Raw genomic sequence first — 16,950 nt, 5'->3', positions numbered from 1 at the left:
CCTTCTTTTTGAAAATATCAATGCAACGTGGTGCTGGCCTGTTGCTCGAACGCGGCAGCACCAGGTAGCTGGGCCCAGGCATCGGGGCCGGCTTCGATTTCGGTGGTACTCAGCAAACAGGCATCGAGTTCCTCGGTCAGTCGGTCCCAATAGATGCCCTGGCCGATGAAGACTAGTTCCTGCCGGCAGTCGCCGACCAGGGCGTCCCACTTTTCCTGGATGCCTTGCCGACGATAGCTGTCCTGTGGCCATTGGTCTTGCTCGATGAAACGCCACCAGCGCCCCACGAAGCCCCACTGGAATTGGCCTCCGGTCTGCACCAGCATGGCGATGTCGGGGTATTTGCTGGACATCCAGAGATAGCCCTTGCAGCGCAGCAGACGACCATTGGACCAGGGACGTCCGAGCCAATCCAGCAGGCGGCCGGGATGAAAGGGTAGTCTGGCGCGATAGACGCTGGAGGAAATGCCGTAGGTATCGGCCTCCGAAGCAGGGTGAGCGCCATCCATGGTCTGCATCCATCCTGGCATTCTGGCCAAGCTGGGCAGATCGAACAGTTTGGTATCGAGTACCTTGTCCAGATCGATCTGTCCATGCGTCATCGGCAGAATCCGTGCAGTCGGGTTGAGCTTTTGCAGCACTGCCTTGAGGGCGTCGAAGGCACTTGCACCGATCAGGTCGACGCGGCTGACCAGGATCACGTTGGCGTACTCGACCTGTTCGATGAGCAGATCGGAAAGCCGGCGAGTGCTGCTGCCATCGGCCTGCGTGATGGCGACGTGCTCAGACAATTGCTGTTCGAATGTTTCGCCGTTGACCACCGTGACCAGCGTGTCCAGACGTGCCAGTTCGCTCAGGCTGAAGCCGTCGCTGTCGAGAAAGGCAAAGGTCTCCGCCACCGGAATGGGTTCGGAAATGCCGGTCGATTCGATCAGCAGATAATCGAAACGGCCCGACCTTGCCAGCGCGCTGACCTGCTCCAGCAGGTCGGCGCGCAAGGTACAGCAGATGCAGCCATTGCTCATCTCCACCAGCTCATCGTTGCCGCGGTACAGTTCGGTGTTGCGCCTGACGTCGTCGCCATCCATGTTGACTTCGCTCATGTCATTGACGATCACCGCCACTTTCATCCCGGCCCGGTTGCGCAGGATATGGTTGAGCAAGGTGGTCTTGCCAGATCCGAGAAATCCCGATAACACCGTCACCGGGATTCTCTGCGCCTGAGCATTCAACAACACCTCGGGCGCCGGTTTGTTCATGCGCGCCCACCTTGTTGCGGTACCTTGTCCAGATAGCCTTCGAACAGATCCACCACCACGAAGCCATCATCGCAAGCATCGCCCCACACATCACGGTTCCTGAACTGGACGTGATAGGTCGGCTGCATCACGGCACTCTTGTCGCCGTGGCCGATGGTGTCGGGGAAGGGCCACTGTTCGGTGGTACGGTGGAGCACCACGCCTTCTTTGCCGCGCACATAGCCTGGGCAGCGGATGTGGCCGGTGACACGTTCGTCGCGCACCAGCACGCGGTCGCCGACTTCGAAGGGCGGGCGGCCGGTGATGGCGGGGCGGCCCTTGGACTGCGCGGGGCTGGCCAGTTTGAAGTGGGAGCCCAGCGCTTCATCGAGTTCTTGTTGGGTCAGCACGCCTTGCTCGACCAGCAGTGATGCGGTGGCGATGACATAGCGCTCGTAGTACTGGGTGTTGGCCTGCTGGCGGAATTCGATGCGTTCCACCGCGTGACGCACTTCGTCCACGCTGTAGAGCTTCATGTGATCGGCGCCCAGGAACATCAGGGTATAGGCCAGATGTTCCCAGTCCTGCTTGAAGACCTTCTTGTAATCGAGGCTGTTGATGGTATGCGGAATACGGCCGAAGCCTTGAACACCGCCGAGGTCGTGAAAGCCATCCATGTTTGAATCTCCGTTAATTGAATGTGAAAGAGAAGTGCTCGGGGATCGGGGCCGCGATTAGCCCACCTTGGGCAGGGCCACGCCGATGAGCACATCCTTGGTGACGAGCTTGCTGAGTGCCTCTTCGCTCCAGCCTTCGGTGCCGGCCGGGCGCATCGGCAGCACCAGGTAACGGGTCTCGGCGCTGGTGTCCCAGACTTTCACGGCCATGTCCTTGGGTAGTTCGGTGCCGAGTTCGGCGAGCACCGTGCGTCCTTCGCGCACCAGGCGGGCGCGGAATTCGAAGCCCTTGTACCACTCCGGTGGCAGGCCCAGTACCGGCCAGTTGGTGCAGGAGCACAGGCTGCAGACGATCACGTTCTTGAGGGTGGGCGTGTCTTCCAGCGCCACGATATATTCGCCCTGGGGGCCGGTATAGCCGAACTGTTCGCAGGCGGCGGTGCCGTCACGCAGCAGCAATTCGCGGTATTGCGGGTCGCTCCAGGCCTTGGCCACCACGCGGGCGCCATTGGCCGGGGAGAACTTGTTGGCCAGCAGATCGGTCAGGCCTTCGATATAGCCTTCCGGGATCAGCTTCTTGTCGTTGAGCACCTTGAAGAGCGCCCAGGCCCGTTCACCCGGGGTGGAAGTTTGTACGGAAGAGGATGGATTGCTCATGATTTTTTGACTCCTGGCTTGAACATGCGGGGTGGTAAAAAATGCTGTTAAGAACTTCACGAAAGAAACATCAGTGCTGCTGCCAATCCATGCTGGCCTCGAAGGCCGCCGCGGCCTGATAGAGCGTGGCTTCGGCGTAGTGTTTGCCGACCAGCATCAATCCAACGGGCAGGCCTTCCACCGTGCCACAGGGAATGGACATGGCCGGGTGGCCGGTGATGTCCAATGGCGCGGTGTTGCCGATCATCTCGAACGCGCGCGCGACATAGTCGGACAAGGGGCAGCCTGCGGCGGGCAATGGCTGCGCGATGATGGGGACGGTGGGCATGACCAGCAGATCGAAATCGGCTAGCGCCTTGTCGTAGCCGGCGCGAGCACGGCGGGCGATGTTCTGGGCCTTGGCGTAGAAGCGACCTTGATACCGGGTCAGCCCGTATTGGCCGACGAACATGCACAGCTTGAGCGTGGCCGACAGATCGTCGGCATGGTCGCGCCAGTGGGCGTGACGGTCCAGCAGACCAAGGTCGTAGAGACCCTTCCAGTTGAAGCCCATGCCGTTGCCATGCATCATCTGCATGGTCAGGCCTTCGCAGCCGATGGGCTGCCAGAGGGCGCCGGCCAGCACATGTTCCTCGACCGATACGGTGGCCACTGAGGCCCCCAGTTTTTCCAGTTGGGCAATCGCCTCCTGCACCTTGTCGGCCACCCGCTTATCCATATTGCCCAGGGCAAAACCTTCGGTGAGAATGCCGATCTTCAGACCACGCACGCCACGATCAAGCGCTGCGGTATAGGGCTGCACCTGGGGCGCGTATTGACGCGGATCGAGGCCATCGGCGCCGGCGATGACTTCCAGCATCAGCGCGTTGTCGCGCACGTTGGCGGTGATCGGTCCCACATGATCGACCGTCGCTTCAATGGGCATGACACCGGTATAGGGAACCAGGCCATGCGTGGCCTTCATGCCATAAGTGCCGCAGAAGGCCGAGGGAATGCGGATCGAGCCGCCCTGATCGCCACCGATGGCCATGTCCGCTTCGCCTGCCGCCACCAGCGCAGCACTACCCGATGAGGAACCACCGGAAGCATAGCCGTGGCGACGCGGGTTGTGGACCGGCGCGGGATCGGAGGTATGGCTGCCGCCCGACAGGCAGAAATGCTCGCAGGTGGCCTTGCCCAGAATGGTGGCACCGGCATCGAGCAGGCGGGTCACGACGCTGGCGTCGTAGCTCGGCACGAAGCCTTCCAGAGTGGAAGAACCATTCATCATGGGCACACCCGCTAGCGCCACATTGTCCTTGAGCACCACGGTGCGGCCCGCCAGCTTGCCCGCGGCGGCGCCCTTGACGGTGCTTTTGCAGGCCCAGGCGTTGAGGGGATTGTCCTTGGCGGCGGGACGTGCGCCTGCCGAGCGCGGGTATTTGATGGCAGGAATTTCATCGGGCAAGCCATCGATGACATCGTAGGCATCGAAGCTGGCCTGCATCAAGTCCAGATATTGACTGGCCTGCTCCGTGGTGAGCTGGATGTGCAGGGAACTGGCGAGCTCTTTGAGTTGCTCAGGGGTGGGTCGGACGATAGACATGAAATTCGCGCTCCTGTATTTCGAATGCACTGCCAGGGTGCATTGCACTGCAATGGGAAGGTCAGCAGCGGCGGTCCGCAAGCTCGGGACGGCCACCGCGCATCGCTATCATTGGCGAGCGTCACTATTGCTGCTTGTCCGTACAGGTCATTCGTTTGTCATTTGCGGACAAGTCCGCCAAGCGGCGAGCCTGTGAGGAAAATAAGAAATCATTTACGCATTGTTGGATTTCCATTCTGCAAGCCAGCAAGGGCGCGACCGTTGCGTCATCCATGTCAAGGCGGACGTGGAAAATATCGGCTCTCAAAATGTCTTGTTATGGCAAGTACCTTGGCCTGATTTGACGAGTCAGGCGGGCCTCGCCTCTTTATCTTTTCATCACCGTCGGATCGGTGCGGGCGTGTGACAACGCCGGCCCGGAACACGGCGATTCCATCCATATGAAAAGAGAGGACAAGATGAACATGAACCAAAAAGCAGGGCGCCGTTTCGCCTCGTTGCGAGCGGTCTTATTCTCCATTGCCGTTGCCTTGGCGATGGGCGTGATGGCCGACGCGTGTGCCATCGATGTGGACCCGGCAGATTATGTGCCGGCGCCGGCTGGCACCACCGCCGGCCTGCTGTACCAGCAACATGCCGAACGCGACGCCAGCTATACCAACGGTAACCGCAATCCTGGCAATCCTTTGTTGACCTCCGATGTGACCATCCTGCGTCTGGTGCATTACATGAACATCGGTGGCTATACCGTGGGCCCCCAGGTGCTGCTTCCCTTCGCCAGTCTGCGCAGTGGTCGCGACATCAAGGCGCTGGGCAATGAGAACGCCTTGGGTGACCTGATCCTGGCCGCACCCGTCTGGCTCATCAACGATCCAGCGAAATCAACCTTCTTCGCTGTGGCTCCCTATCTCTACCTGCCCACTGGATCGTATTCCGACAGTCGCGCGCTCAATGTCGGCGAGAACCGCTGGAAGTTCGACCTGCAAGCCGGTCTGGTCCAGCAGATATCCGGCCCCTTGTATCTCGACCTGACCGGGGATGTGATGGTCTATGGCAAGAACAACGATTATGGAAGTGGTCGAGGCAGTATGCGCCAAGCACCGCTTTATCAATTGCAGTCCTATCTGCGCTACCAGTTTTCTGCCACCACCAACGCCAGCGCGGGGCTGTCGCGCACCTGGGGCGGCGAGACCACTGTCAATGGGGTGGACAGCCACGATCAACCCAATCAGTTGAAGATTTCCTTCGGTGGCAGCACCTTCGTGGGACCCAAGACGCAGATCATGGGCAGTATCGGCCGCGACTTGTCGGTGGACAACGGCTTCAAGGAGAACTTCCGTCTGAACCTGCGATTGCTGCAGATCTTCTGAGCGAGCGGGAAGCCATCGTGGTGCGCGCTTGAGCAGCCCGATGGCTCACGGCTTGAGTGCAGGCCGCAGGGCGGATGTGGAATTGATGATCACGCATATCTCGGCACAGTTGCGTCATACCATGCTCAATGCCAGGCCGCCGCAGGCCGTGGCCGAGATGCAGGCGGCCATGCGCAGCAGCTCGTGCACGCCGTTGCAGTCTTTGATCTGGAGGCAGACCTAGCGGTGTAGTAGCTGGCTCTGGGGGTATCGAAGCAGCGTTTGCCTAACCTGTGTGGGACATGAAATTGATGATCAATTGGTGATCGATCACCAATTGATCAAGTTTCGTACAAGCAGAGAATCAATGTTTGGGCCAGGTGATGCCCACGCTTTTCATTCCCTTGGCCACATCCATTTCTGGATGGGCCAGCACCACGTCGCGGTAGGATGGGCTGCCGATGACAGCCGGTTTGAACTTGGTGAGAAAGGCCGTGACTTCTTCCCGGATATCGGTAGGTACCGCGAAGTTGTCGTAGCACTCGTCCATGCATTCCATTACCGCTTGCCAGTGAACCTCGGTGAGGCCCATTCCGCGGTGTGCCGTCACCATGTCGCGCCCTCTGTACTGCGCATTTCCGCCCCAGTGAACCGACAGAAAATCGACAAAATTGATGTGCTCCTTCTGGAAGGTGGATTCCGACATATGGCTCCAGATATGGCCTATGTCCGGGTGCTTCATACAGGTTCGCAGTACTTCTCCTGCGAACTTGTAGATCGCGTCATAGCCTCCCAGACGTTCATAGAGGGATGGCTTTTGCAGCTCGGATGCTTGAGTTTCATTCATGTTACGCATTCTCCATTTTTGATGTGATTCAGATATGTCGGGTGGTAGGGAGTCGCCGCCATACCGTAGCGAGACACGCGCAAGCGGGAACGTTGCAATTGAATCCCACGAACTAGCTTGCGGTGATCAAGGTAGCGAGGATGGTTCATTGCAGCTTGCTTCTGAGGGTCAATCGACTTGACGAAAATGGACAGCGATTGTTGCGTCTTGAACAGCCCCTGGTGGAGGTCTGAGATATCCGCACTGTCCTGGGCCAGTTCCTTGATCAACTGCGTCACCGTTCGGCACGCCAGGCTCAGTTCGCCATGCGGGGATATGGCCAGTGCGATGTGGCGCGTGATCTCGGGCGCGATGAAGCGCGTTTTTTTGGTTTGGGGGAAAGGGTAATGACCTACTTGTTTGCTGCTTGGATGAATTTATAAAGCCGAAGAAGGTGATTGAGTGGCTTAGGAGCATGTGACCCAAATTGTTCAATCAGGCCAAGGCGTTCATTTTCCTTCCTATATTCTCTCGCAAGAGACACTTTAGACGCGACTTTGATTCTGCCTTTGTTTAGAGTGATCTTTCCAGAGTCAAAGTATTTTTGAGGAAGATAACCTTCGATCGTATAAGCATCACTAATCCAGCATTTTCCGTGGCCTAAATGGCTGAGGACGCGAAACTTGGCGCCGTCTTGGTTAACGCAACTTGGGGCAGCCGAGGATCTAATTAGCGTGTTTGTTGCTGCACAAAAAGAAAAGTCAAAATCCCTATCTGAGTCGCTTCTCGGACCCGTAGACCGTGATGGAGGCAAATCAGTGGAATCCAGTATCGTGCTGCCAAGTCCCACTTCATACGCCCGCGCATCTTTTCCGAGTCAGGGTCATACCACTCAGATGCAAAGATAGTGTTCAGTTTCTCGTCTGTGAATGGATAGCGAGGCTTCCGCCGTTTCTTTTCATCTTCGGCGGAAATTTGGGGCATAGCACGGAGCGCACTGGCGGGATTCTCATTGGTAATGCCGTGCGCATCAGCCAAGGAAAACACGAAAATGAATTCTCGTTTGACCTTGCTGTTCGTATCCATCGTCCAATTGTCATCGCCTGAAGCCTTGAGGCGGGTTTCGAAGAAAGCGTAGATATCTGTTTTAGTGACTTCCTGGATAGGCTTGTCGTCACAGAAATCGACAAGCCGGCGCCACCACGAAAGACGCGTTGTACGTGTTTTGCGTTGGACGATACTCAGATGCTTCTCGTACAAAGGGATAACGTCAGATAGCTTTGGCGAACGGGGCTGCGAGGAGAGAGGCGCCACATATACTTCCTTGGGTTCCCAGACGGGGCGCAAGAGAGGGCCTTCAGGAAGGATTACCTCAAATTCAACATCCTCACCCTGTTGCCTTAAGGCCAGCACTTCATAAGCCTTCTTCAACAACCGAAGATATTCGATGGTAAGCGTTTGTACTTGCGCTTCCGTAGCGTCAAGGTAGTACCCTTTTCCTGCCAACCACAGTTCAATTTGCGAGCGCCATGGCTTTACTTTCCCGGTGGCGAGGGCTTTGTTGATGATGGGGACATTTGTTTCGATTTGCTTATTAACATCCTCATAGTCATCAAACGTCCCTTCACGGCGGGCTTGCATTTCAGCCGCCATTGCATCCATCGTCCATTTAGCAATGCTCGCTCCCAAATTGGGAGTATCGCCCTTGATGCGGACCGGCTGGCGCTGGGAGCGGGGCTTTTGCAAATGAGCTTCAAAGTTTTTCTCGCTCTCGGCCTGCTGACGCGCGCTCTCTATTTTCTGGCCAATTTCTGCCTCGATGCGATGGTAGGCAAGCATAGCCTGCTCCCTGTTGTCGCCAAGGGAGCGTTTGATTTCGGATTTGTTTTCGAAGACGTGCCGGACGTCGGCAGGTAGGACTTTGCGGTAAGTGTAGATACCGGTCTTACTTTTCTTAAGATTCGGCGGCATCGGGGCCCTTTCGGTGTGAAGGGCCTCTAACTGCTTCCTATGCTTTGTGCCTGCCATTTGTACCAACGCAATTAAAAAAGTACCTTATATTACGTTAAAACAATGACTTGCGGCAACTTGGCGGAGGCTGTGAGATTCGAACTCACGGACGGGTCACCCCGTCGGCAGTTTTCAAGACTGCTGGTTTAAACCACTCACCCAAACCTCCTTGCGATGCAGCCGGGCCAGTTGCCCGTCGCATGAGGGCCGCATTATACATCACATCACTGGTTTTGCAGCCAGCGCTTGCCAAACTGCAACGAGTCCGCGCCCCACCGCCACGCTCGCGGCTCCAGGCCGATCAGAACGTGCCCGGATAGGCCCCGCCATCCATCAACAGATTCTGCCCGGTGATGAAGCCGGCCTGCGCACTGCACAGGTAAGCGCAGGCATCACCAAATTCGGCCGGGTCGCCAAACCGTCCGGCCGGATTGAGCTTGCGCCGGTCCGCCAGCACTTCGTCGACCGTGCGCCCACTCTGCTGGGCTGCGCCGGTGGCGGTGGAGCGCAGGCGGTCGGTTTCGAACGGGCCCGGCAGGAGATTGTTGATGGTCACGTTATGCGCCACCGTCTTGCGCGCCAGACCGGCGACAAAGCCGGTCAGCCCGGAGCGGGCGCCGTTGGAAAGGCCCAGGATGTCGATCGGGGCGCGCACCGCGCTGGAGGTGATGTTGACGATGCGCCCGAAACCGCGCGCGATCATGCCATCGACGGTGGCCTTGATGAGCTCGATGGGAGTGAGCATGTTGGCGTCCACCGCTGCGATCCAGTCATCTCGCGTCCACTCGCGAAAATCGCCCGGCTTGGGGCCGCCGGCATTGGTCACCAGAATGTCCGGGGCCGGGCAGGCGGCCAGGGCCAGGGCGCGGCCTTCCGGGGTGGTGATGTCGCATACCACGGTGCGCACGCTGGCGCCGGTGGCGGCCACTTCCTGGCGGATCGCCGTGGCCGCCGCTTCCAGCGCTTCGGCACCACGCGCCAGCATGGTCACGTGGACGCCTTCGCGTGCCAGCGAGAGCGCGCAGGCGCGGCCCAGGCCCTTGCTCGATGCACAGACGAGGGCGGTCTTGCCCTTGATTCCCAGATCCATTCGGTTTTCCTTTGCTAAAGAGGGCGCGCTGCGGCCGCCAGGACGGCGATGGCAGGCTGCGCTACACTGTCGGGCCTGACCAGCGGCGGGCCGGGGCTACTTCTTCATCACCATGTAGATGGCCAGCGCAATGAGGGCGATCACGCCCATCTCCAGCGCAAAGACGATGACGCCGCTCATGTCAGTCTCCTTTTTTATCCTTCGATGTTGCCGCTGCAGGACCCTGCCCGGCGGCAGAGGCAACACTTTACACCGATGACGGCTTCCTTGTTTTTCTCTGGCATAGTCAATTTTCTGCTCGGCGCTGCACTGGGCGCCATGGGCGGCTTGTTTGGCATCGGCGGTGGGCTCATCGCCATTCCTGTGCTGGGTTACCTCTACGGCATGGACCAGCAACTGGCCCAGGGTACGGCGCTGGTGATGATCGTGCCCAACGTGGTGATTGCCTTCTGGCGCTACAAGCAGCGTAACCGGATCGAGTGGCGTACGGCGGCCATGATGTGCGTGCCGGCCGTCTTCACCACCTATGCTGCCGCACGCGTGGCCACTGCCATGAATGCGCGCAGCCTGCATGTCTGCTTCGCCGCCTTCATGGGGCTCCTGGCGCTGTACTACTTGTGGACGCTGCTACGTCGCAAGCGCAGCGTGCAGTCTTCCTTGCTGCTGGGGCCTGCCTATATTCCGCTGGTGGGCGTGGCGGCGGGGGCCTCGGCGGGGTTCTTCAGCGTGGGTGGGGCGATCGTCGCAGTGCCCTTGCTGACGGCCTTCTTCGGTGCCACGCAGACTGCGGCGCAAGGGCTGGGGCTGGCGATGGTCACCCCAGGGGCATTGGTGGCGCTATGGACCTATGCCCAGGCCGGGCATGTCGATTGGGCAGTGGGCCTTCCCATGGCCTTGGGTGGGGTGCTCAGTATTTCCTGGGGCGTGGCCCTGGCGCACCATCTGCCGGAGCGGCGCCTGCGCATCCTGTTTTGCGCGGCGCTGCTGGCGCTGTCGGTGTGGATGATGATGGGCGGCTGAATTTGCTAAGGCGCCTTGTCAGGTGCCGGTCATGGCGTTGAGGAGCAGGGCTTTGTCGTCATCGCTGGGCTGGGCTGTCTGTTCTCGGATGAATTCGACCAGGTTGCGGGCATGGGGCGAAAGCGTTTCCATGTTCTGGACCACCATGCTGCGCTCGCGCACGCTCCACGGGTCGCTCAATTCCACCACCGCCAATTGCATGGTCTGTTGATGCCGTAGTGCCGCCGAGCGCGGGACGATGCCGATGCCGACATTGGTTTCTATCATGCGGCACATGGCTTCGAAGCTGCGCACCTGGATGCGCAGCTTGAGCCTTTGTCCATGCTCGGAGACGATCCGGTTGAGGAAGTGGTGCAGGGTGCTGCCCTCGTGCAGACCGATGTGTTCGTACTCCAGCGTGTCGAGGAAGGCAATGCTGCCGGTGCCGGCCAGCGGGTGTTCCAGGGCAGTGGCCAGGACCAGGCGGTCGGTGGAGAAGTTCAGGATCTGCAGGCCATCGCCTTGCACCGGACCGGCGACGATGCCGATGTCGGCCGTGCCTTCCTGGATGCCACGCAGGATGTCGTGGTTCAGGCGTTCTTCGAGCGCGACGTTGACCTGCGGATGGCGGGCCAGGAACTTGCCCAGGATCTCGGGCATGAATTCGGTCACCGCCGTGGTGTTGGCGAAGATGCGAATGTAACCCTTGATACCATTGTTGTACTGTTGCATGTCGCTCTTGAGGTGCTCTACCTGCTGCATGAAGAGCTGGGCATGGTGCAGCAGCGTGTGGCCGGCGGGTGTCAGTTGTACGCCTTTACTCTCGCGGTAGAGCAGGCGCGTGCCCAGGCGGGCTTCCAGTTCCTTGATGCGGTTGCTGGTGGCCGCCAGCGAGAGGTTCATGCGTTCGGCGCTGCGCGTCAAGCTGTTGAGTTCGGCGATCAGGATAAACAGGCGCAGGTCGGTCAGGTCGAACAGCATGGCAGCTCCCGCAGAGGATGTTGGAGAGTGCAATGGTACGCCGAATGATGAACGATGCGGCAAGGTAGCTGTGCTGCAGCGCCAGATGGATCGCCCGCCCTGATCCTGACCTGACTTCAGTTCTGCCAAAGCCCCCCTTCCAAAAATACAGATTGTCTGCACGAGGCGGTCACGCCAGACTGGCGCCCAACATTGAATTTGAACAATGAGGCGAGCAGACATGGCCCACCCTGATCTCGACCTGACCCTGCTGCGGCAGTGGCTGGGCAAGACCGAAACCCGACAGGACCAGATCAGCCCGGCGCTGGCCGCAGCGCTGGCCGCTACGCTGGATGGACCACGCCAGCCCGGGGTAGGCGCCAGCCTGCCGCCGCTGTGGCACTGGATCTATTTCTGGAACGTGTGCCGCCAGTCCGAGGTGGGAGCCGATGGGCATCCGCGGCGTGGCGGTTTCCTGCCGCCGGTGCCCTTGCCGCGTCGCATGTGGGCCGGTGGTCGCTTGCGCTTCGAGGCGCCGTTGCCGATCGGCGTCGAAGCCGAAAAAATCTCGCGCATCGCCAGTGTCGACGTCAAGCAGGGGCGCACCGGCGCGCTGGCCTTCGTCACCGTGCATCACACCATCCGTCACCAGGGGCAGGTCTGCCTGACCGAGGAGCACGACATCGTCTATCGCGACCTGCCACCACCAGGCGCGGCGCCGGTACCGCCCAAGGCCGCCCCCACCGGGGCGCAGTGGTCGCGCCGGGTGCTGCCTGATCCGGTGCTGCTGTTTCGCTATTCGGCGCTGACCTTCAATGGGCATCGCATCCATTACGACCGTAGCTACGTCACCGGCGTGGAAGGGTATCCGGGCCTGATCGTGCATGGGCCGCTGATTGCCACTTTGCTGGCCGACCTGCTGGCGCGCGAGATGCCGCAGGCGGTCTTGCGCGAGTTCAATTTCCGGGCCGTGGGCAGCCTGTTCGATATCGACGCCTTCACGCTGTGCGGGCAACCCGCCGCCGATGGCCGCAGCGTGGCGCTGTGGGCGCAGAACGAGCGTGGCGAACTGGCCATGCAGGCCGAGGCCATCCTGGCTTGAAACGATATAAATCATTTTGGAGTTGCCTTCATGTTGCACCAGTCCGTCCCCGATACCCATGCCGACCTGCGCGATGCCGTGCGCGACCTGTGCCATACCTTCCCCCCGGAATACTGGCGCAAGGTCGATGAGGCGCGTGGCTATCCCGAGCAATTCGTCGATGCGCTCACCAAGGCCGGCTGGCTGGCTGCGCTGATCCCGCAGGAGTATGGCGGTTCTGGCCTGGGGCTGACCGAGGCGTCGGTCATCATGGAAGAGATCAATCGCACCGGTGGCAATTCCGGTGCCTGCCACGGCCAGATGTACAACATGGGCACGCTGTTGCGGCATGGTTCGCCCCAGCAGAAGCAGCACTACCTGCCCCGGATCGCCAGTGGCGAGCTGCGCCTGCAATCGATGGGTGTGACCGAGCCGACCACCGGCACCGATACCACCCGCATCAAGACGGTGGCGCTCAGGCGGGGTGATCGCTACGTGGTCAACGGCCAGAAGGTCTGGATCTCGCGGGTACAGCACTCGGACCTGATGATCCTGCTCGCTCGCACCACGCCACTGGATCAAGTGAAGAAAAAGTCAGAGGGCATGTCGATCTTCATCGTCGACCTGAAACAGGCCATCGGGCGCGGCCTGGAGGTGCGGCCCATCGCCAATATGCTCAATCACGAGACCAATGAACTTTTCTTCGACCATCTCGAGATCCCGGCCGAGAACCTGATCGGTGAGGAAGGGCAGGGCTTCAGGTACATCCTCGATGGCCTCAATGCCGAGCGCACCCTGATTGCCGCCGAGTGCATCGGCGATGGTTACTGGTTCATCGACAAGGCTGCGCAGTACGCCAAGCAGCGTGTGGTGTTCGATCGTCCCATCGGCATGAACCAGGGCGTGCAGTTCCCGATTGCCGAGGCCTATATCGAACTGGAGGCGGCCAACCTGATGCGCTATCGGGCCTGTGCCTTGTTCGATGCCGGCCAGGCTTGCGGCGCCCAGGCCAATATGGCCAAGTACCTGGCGGCCAAGGCGTCGTGGGAAGCCGCCAATGTCTGCCTGCAGACCCATGGCGGCTTCGGCTTTGCCTGCGAATACGACGTCGAGCGCAAGTTCCGCGAGACGCGCTTGTACCAGGTGGCGCCGATCTCGACCAACCTGATCTTTTCCTACGTGGCCGAGCACATTCTCGGCTTGCCACGTTCCTTCTGAAGCGGATCGTCCCAACCGGAGCCCTCATGTCGTACGCCACTGGCCCGCTCGCGGGCATTACCGTCATCAGCCTGGAACATGCCATCGCCGCACCGTTCTGCACGCGCCAACTGGCCGACCTGGGCGCGCGCGTCATCAAGATCGAGCGCCCCGGCGTGGGAGATTTTGCGCGAGGTTACGATGCGCGGGTCGATGGTCTTTCCTCGCACTTCGTCTGGACCAATCGTTCCAAGGAAAGCCTGACTCTGAACCTCAAGGATGAAGCCGGCAAGCGCATCATCGACCAGTTGCTGCAACAGGCCGATGTGCTGGTGCAGAACCTGGCCCCGGGCGCTGCTGCTGCGCTGGGCCTGTCGGCCCAGGTGCTGCATGAAAGGCATCCGCGCCTGATCGTCTGCGACATTTCCGGGTATGGCGAGGATGGTCCTTATCGCGACAAGAAAGCCTATGACCTGTTGATCCAGAGCGAGGCCGGTTTCCTGTCGGTGACCGGCACCCGCGATGATGTGGCCAAGGCCGGTTGCTCGATTGCCGACATCGCTGCCGGCATGTATGCCTATTCCAATATCCTGGCTGCGCTCATCCAGCGTGGGCGCGATGGACGGGGTAGTCACATCGACCTGTCCATGCTGGAGGCGCTGGCCGAGTGGATGAGTTTTCCGCTGTACTACGCCTACCAGGGCGCCAGCGCCCCGCAGCGTTCCGGGGCCGAGCACGCCACCATCTATCCGTATGGCCCGTTCACGGCGGGCGATGGCAAGACCGTGATGCTGGGTTTGCAGAACGAGCGCGAATGGAAAGTGTTTTGCGAAGTGGTACTGGAGGATGCGGCGCTGGCCAGCGATGCGCGTTTTTCCAGCAATGCGCTTCGGCACGAACATCGCGAGACTTTGCGCCAGTTGATCCTGACCATGTTCGCCGACATGACCGCCGAGCAGGTAGTGGCGCGGCTTGATCAGGCGCAGATTGCCAATGCCCGCGTCAATACCATGCATGACCTGTGGCAACACCCGCAACTGGCTGCACGCCAGCGTTGGACCGAGGTCGATACGCCGGTGGGCAAGGTGGCGGCCATGTTGCCACCGGGCGCCAATGATCGCTACGACTACCGCATGGAAGCCATTCCTGCGCTGGGCCAGCATACCGAGGCCATCCTCGGGCAACTGGGATACGACGCCGCAGGCATCACCGCCCTGCGTGAACGGGGAGCCGTGTGATGAGCACCAAGCCAGACTGGGCGATTGCCAGCAGCTACCTGTTCGTGCCGGCCAACCGGCCCGAGCGCTATGCCAAGGCACTGCAGAGCGGGGCCGATGCCGTCATCGTCGATCTGGAAGATGCCGTGGCACCGTCTCAGAAGGAAGCGGCGCGTGCCATGCTGGCGCACTGGCTGCAGGAGCAGGCTGCCCAGCCGCGCATATGGGTACGCATCAATGCCGCCGATACGGTTTGGCACCAGCAGGACCTGTTGACGTTTTCTGCACCATCGCTGGCCGGCATCGTGCTGCCCAAGGCGGAAGATGCGGCCACGGTGGCGTCCGTTGCCGCGCACCTGGGCGCGGGATGCCGCTTGATCGCCTTGATCGAGAGTGCGGCCGGTCTGGCCGCCATGCGCCAGATTGCTGCCGTGCCCGGCGTGCAGCGCCTGGCCTTCGGTTCCATCGACGCCCAGCTCGACCTGAGGATGCAATGCGGCCCGCAAGAAGAGGAGTTGATGCCTCTGCGGGTGGAGATGGTGATGGCCTCGCGCCTGGCGGGGATTGCGCCGCCCATCGATGGCGTGACCACCGATTTCAATGACGACGCCTTGCTCGCGCGCATGGTGCAGCAGGCGCGGCGCCTGGGCTTCGGCGCCAAGCTGTGCATCCACCCGCGTCAGGTGGACGGGGTCCGGCACGGCTTCATGCCCAGCGACCAGGAACTGGCCTGGGCTGAGGAAGTGATGGCGGCGGTGCGCGCCAGCGATGGCGGTGCCATTTCGTTCAAGGGCAAGATGATCGACAAGCCGGTGATTCTGCAGGCTGAACAATTCCTGCGCGTGGCCGGGCGCTGGTTTGATTGAGCGCGGATTGCGCTGGCCGTGGCTCGTGTAACCTAGGCGTTTTCCAACCAGGAGGGAGACGACATCATGAAGATCCATGCCGCCGTGCTGCGCGAGATGACCGAGGTCCACCCGTTTGCGGTGAGCCAGCCGCTGAAGATCGAACAACTCGACCTTGATCCACCCGGCCCCGGTGAAGTGCTGGTGAAGATGAAGGCCGCCGGCCTGTGCCACTCCGACCTGTCGGTCATCACTGGCGTGCGTCCGCGTCCGGTGCCCATGGCGCTGGGACATGAGGCCTCGGCCGAGGTGGTGCAGGTGGGCAGCGGCGTGACCGACCTGCGCGCGGGCGATCTGGTGGTGCTGGTGTTCGTGCCCAGTTGCGGCCATTGCCTGCCCTGCATGGAAGGCCGCCCGGCGCTGTGCGAGCCCGGCGCGGCGACCAATACGGTGGGTCAATTGCTGAGCGGCCAGCGCCGCTTGCATGATGGCAGCGGGCACGTGCATCACCATCTCGGGGTGTCGGCCTTTGCCGATCACGCGGTGGTGTCGCGCCGCTCCTGCGTGAAGATCGAGGCCGATATCGATCCGGTGGAGGCGGCCCTGTTCGGTTGCGCGGTGCTGACCGGGGTGGGGGCGGCGGTCAATACGGCCGAGGTCAAGGCCGGGACCACGGCTGCGGTGCTGGGCCTGGGCGGGGTGGGTCTGTGCGCCATGCTGGGGGCGCTGGCGTCGGGCGCGCGCGAGGTGATCGCGGTCGATCTGCACGATAGCAAGCTGGAAGTGGCGCGTGCACTCGGTGCCACGGCCACCGTCAACGCCCGTGATCCAGACGTGGTGGAGAAGGTCAAGGCGTTGACCCGCGGCGGCGTCGATTACGCCTTCGAGATGGCCGGCTCGGTACAGGCCATGGAAGCGGCCTATCGCATGACCCGGCGCGGAGGCATGACGGTCACCGCCGGCCTGCCGGCGCCGAATCAGAACTGGGCCTTGCAGCAGGTCAGCCTGGTGGCCGAGGAGCGGACCGTCAAGGGCAGCTATATCGGCTCCTGCGTGCCGGTGCGCGACATCCCGCGCTACATCGGCCTGTACCAGGCGGGCAAGCTGCCGGTGGACAAGCTCATGGGCCAGCGCCTGGCGCTGGCCGACATCAATCGCGGTTTCGATCGGTTGCACAGCGGGGAGGGCTTGCGCGACCTGATCGTCTTTTAGGGCCTGT

General features: G+C 61.0%; 17 protein-coding genes and 1 tRNA gene. 8 read left to right on the top strand and 10 right to left on the bottom strand.

The features are described 5' to 3' along the window. Positions 1-17: 17 nt before the first annotated feature. The 4 genes from RC54_RS15245 to RC54_RS15230 form a co-directional block, all read right to left on the bottom strand. A complete protein-coding gene (locus tag RC54_RS15245) occupies positions 18-1,259 on the bottom strand; it encodes a GTP-binding protein (protein WP_061789727.1) in 1,242 nt (413 codons plus the stop codon). Next, on the bottom strand, positions 1,256-1,915 hold the full coding sequence (gene nthB, locus RC54_RS15240) for a nitrile hydratase subunit beta (protein ID WP_061789728.1): 660 nt from the start codon (positions 1,913-1,915) through the stop codon (positions 1,256-1,258). Before nthB ends, RC54_RS15245 begins: the two co-directional genes overlap by 4 nt. A gap of 57 nt (positions 1,916-1,972) precedes the next feature. Continuing rightward, a complete protein-coding gene (gene nthA / locus RC54_RS15235; protein ID WP_058895962.1) occupies positions 1,973-2,572 on the bottom strand; it encodes a nitrile hydratase subunit alpha in 600 nt (199 codons plus the stop codon). A 70-nt stretch (positions 2,573-2,642) separates the two neighbouring features. After that, positions 2,643-4,157 carry an amidase gene (locus RC54_RS15230; RefSeq protein WP_061789729.1) on the bottom strand — a complete coding sequence of 505 codons (1,515 nt, stop codon included), beginning with the start codon at positions 4,155-4,157 and terminating at the stop codon, positions 2,643-2,645. Positions 4,158-4,621: 464 nt separating this feature from the next. Here RC54_RS15230 and RC54_RS15225 point away from each other — a divergent pair, with 464 nt between their 5' ends. Both RC54_RS15225 and RC54_RS15220 read left to right on the top strand, forming a co-directional pair. Further along, entirely contained in the window at positions 4,622-5,527 is a 906-nt protein-coding gene (locus RC54_RS15225) for a transporter (RefSeq protein ID WP_231738667.1), read from the top strand. 85 nt (positions 5,528-5,612) lie between these two features. After that, positions 5,613-5,750: a hypothetical protein gene (locus RC54_RS15220; RefSeq protein WP_164471178.1), complete on the top strand. Its 138-nt coding sequence runs from the start codon at positions 5,613-5,615 to the stop codon at positions 5,748-5,750. Between the two features lie 120 nt (positions 5,751-5,870). Here RC54_RS15220 and RC54_RS15215 read toward each other — a convergent pair whose 3' ends face one another. The 5 genes from RC54_RS15215 to RC54_RS15195 all read right to left on the bottom strand — a co-directional run bounded on the left by RC54_RS15215 (position 5,871) and on the right by RC54_RS15195 (position 9,432). Beyond that, positions 5,871-6,353 (bottom strand): group I truncated hemoglobin, encoded by a 483-nt coding sequence (locus RC54_RS15215; RefSeq protein WP_044529112.1) that lies wholly within the window; start codon positions 6,351-6,353, stop codon positions 5,871-5,873. Continuing rightward, positions 6,350-6,622, bottom strand: a complete 273-nt coding sequence (locus RC54_RS25630) for a hypothetical protein (RefSeq protein WP_174526106.1) — start codon at positions 6,620-6,622, stop codon at positions 6,350-6,352. Before RC54_RS25630 ends, RC54_RS15215 begins: the two co-directional genes overlap by 4 nt. Before the next feature lie 439 nt (positions 6,623-7,061). Beyond that, positions 7,062-8,303 (bottom strand): DUF6538 domain-containing protein, encoded by a 1,242-nt coding sequence (locus tag RC54_RS15205; RefSeq protein ID WP_156481306.1) that lies wholly within the window; start codon positions 8,301-8,303, stop codon positions 7,062-7,064. Between the two features lie 118 nt (positions 8,304-8,421). Continuing rightward, positions 8,422-8,511 (bottom strand) — tRNA-Ser (locus RC54_RS15200). Between the two features lie 132 nt (positions 8,512-8,643). Then, entirely contained in the window at positions 8,644-9,432 is a 789-nt protein-coding gene (locus tag RC54_RS15195) for an SDR family oxidoreductase (protein WP_058895941.1), read from the bottom strand. A gap of 255 nt (positions 9,433-9,687) precedes the next feature. Between RC54_RS15195 and RC54_RS15190 the strand changes: the two genes are divergently transcribed. Next, positions 9,688-10,452 carry a sulfite exporter TauE/SafE family protein gene (locus RC54_RS15190; RefSeq protein WP_058895940.1) on the top strand — a complete coding sequence of 255 codons (765 nt, stop codon included), beginning with the start codon at positions 9,688-9,690 and terminating at the stop codon, positions 10,450-10,452. Between the two features lie 18 nt (positions 10,453-10,470). Here the strand turns inward: RC54_RS15190 and RC54_RS15185 are convergent, their stop codons facing one another. Beyond that, entirely contained in the window at positions 10,471-11,412 is a 942-nt protein-coding gene (locus RC54_RS15185; RefSeq protein WP_061789732.1) for a LysR family transcriptional regulator, read from the bottom strand. A gap of 220 nt (positions 11,413-11,632) precedes the next feature. On the opposite strand from RC54_RS15185, the gene RC54_RS15180 reads away from it, so the two are divergent. From RC54_RS15180 to RC54_RS15160, 5 genes are all read left to right on the top strand, one after another. Next, positions 11,633-12,493, top strand: coding sequence for an HTD2 family dehydratase (locus RC54_RS15180; RefSeq protein ID WP_061789733.1), 861 nt, complete (start codon positions 11,633-11,635; stop codon positions 12,491-12,493). 30 nt (positions 12,494-12,523) lie between these two features. Continuing rightward, positions 12,524-13,690 carry an acyl-CoA dehydrogenase family protein gene (locus RC54_RS15175; RefSeq protein ID WP_061789734.1) on the top strand — a complete coding sequence of 389 codons (1,167 nt, stop codon included), beginning with the start codon at positions 12,524-12,526 and terminating at the stop codon, positions 13,688-13,690. Positions 13,691-13,716: 26 nt separating this feature from the next. Next, positions 13,717-14,907 carry a CaiB/BaiF CoA transferase family protein gene (locus tag RC54_RS15170; protein WP_061789735.1) on the top strand — a complete coding sequence of 397 codons (1,191 nt, stop codon included), beginning with the start codon at positions 13,717-13,719 and terminating at the stop codon, positions 14,905-14,907. Further along, positions 14,907-15,752, top strand: a complete 846-nt coding sequence (locus RC54_RS15165) for an HpcH/HpaI aldolase/citrate lyase family protein (protein WP_061789736.1) — start codon at positions 14,907-14,909, stop codon at positions 15,750-15,752. The genes RC54_RS15170 and RC54_RS15165 overlap by 1 nt, the downstream gene beginning before the upstream one ends. Positions 15,753-15,818: 66 nt before the next feature. Further along, positions 15,819-16,943 carry a zinc-dependent alcohol dehydrogenase family protein gene (locus RC54_RS15160; protein ID WP_061789737.1) on the top strand — a complete coding sequence of 375 codons (1,125 nt, stop codon included), beginning with the start codon at positions 15,819-15,821 and terminating at the stop codon, positions 16,941-16,943. The last annotated feature ends 7 nt before the right edge of the window (positions 16,944-16,950 follow it).

It is taken from the genome of Herbaspirillum rubrisubalbicans, assembly GCF_003719195.1.
Classification (GTDB): Bacteria; Pseudomonadota; Gammaproteobacteria; order Burkholderiales; family Burkholderiaceae_D; genus Herbaspirillum; species Herbaspirillum rubrisubalbicans.
The sequence above is the reverse complement of the archived record's forward strand: the minus strand, read 5'-3'. Positions and strand labels throughout refer to the sequence as shown.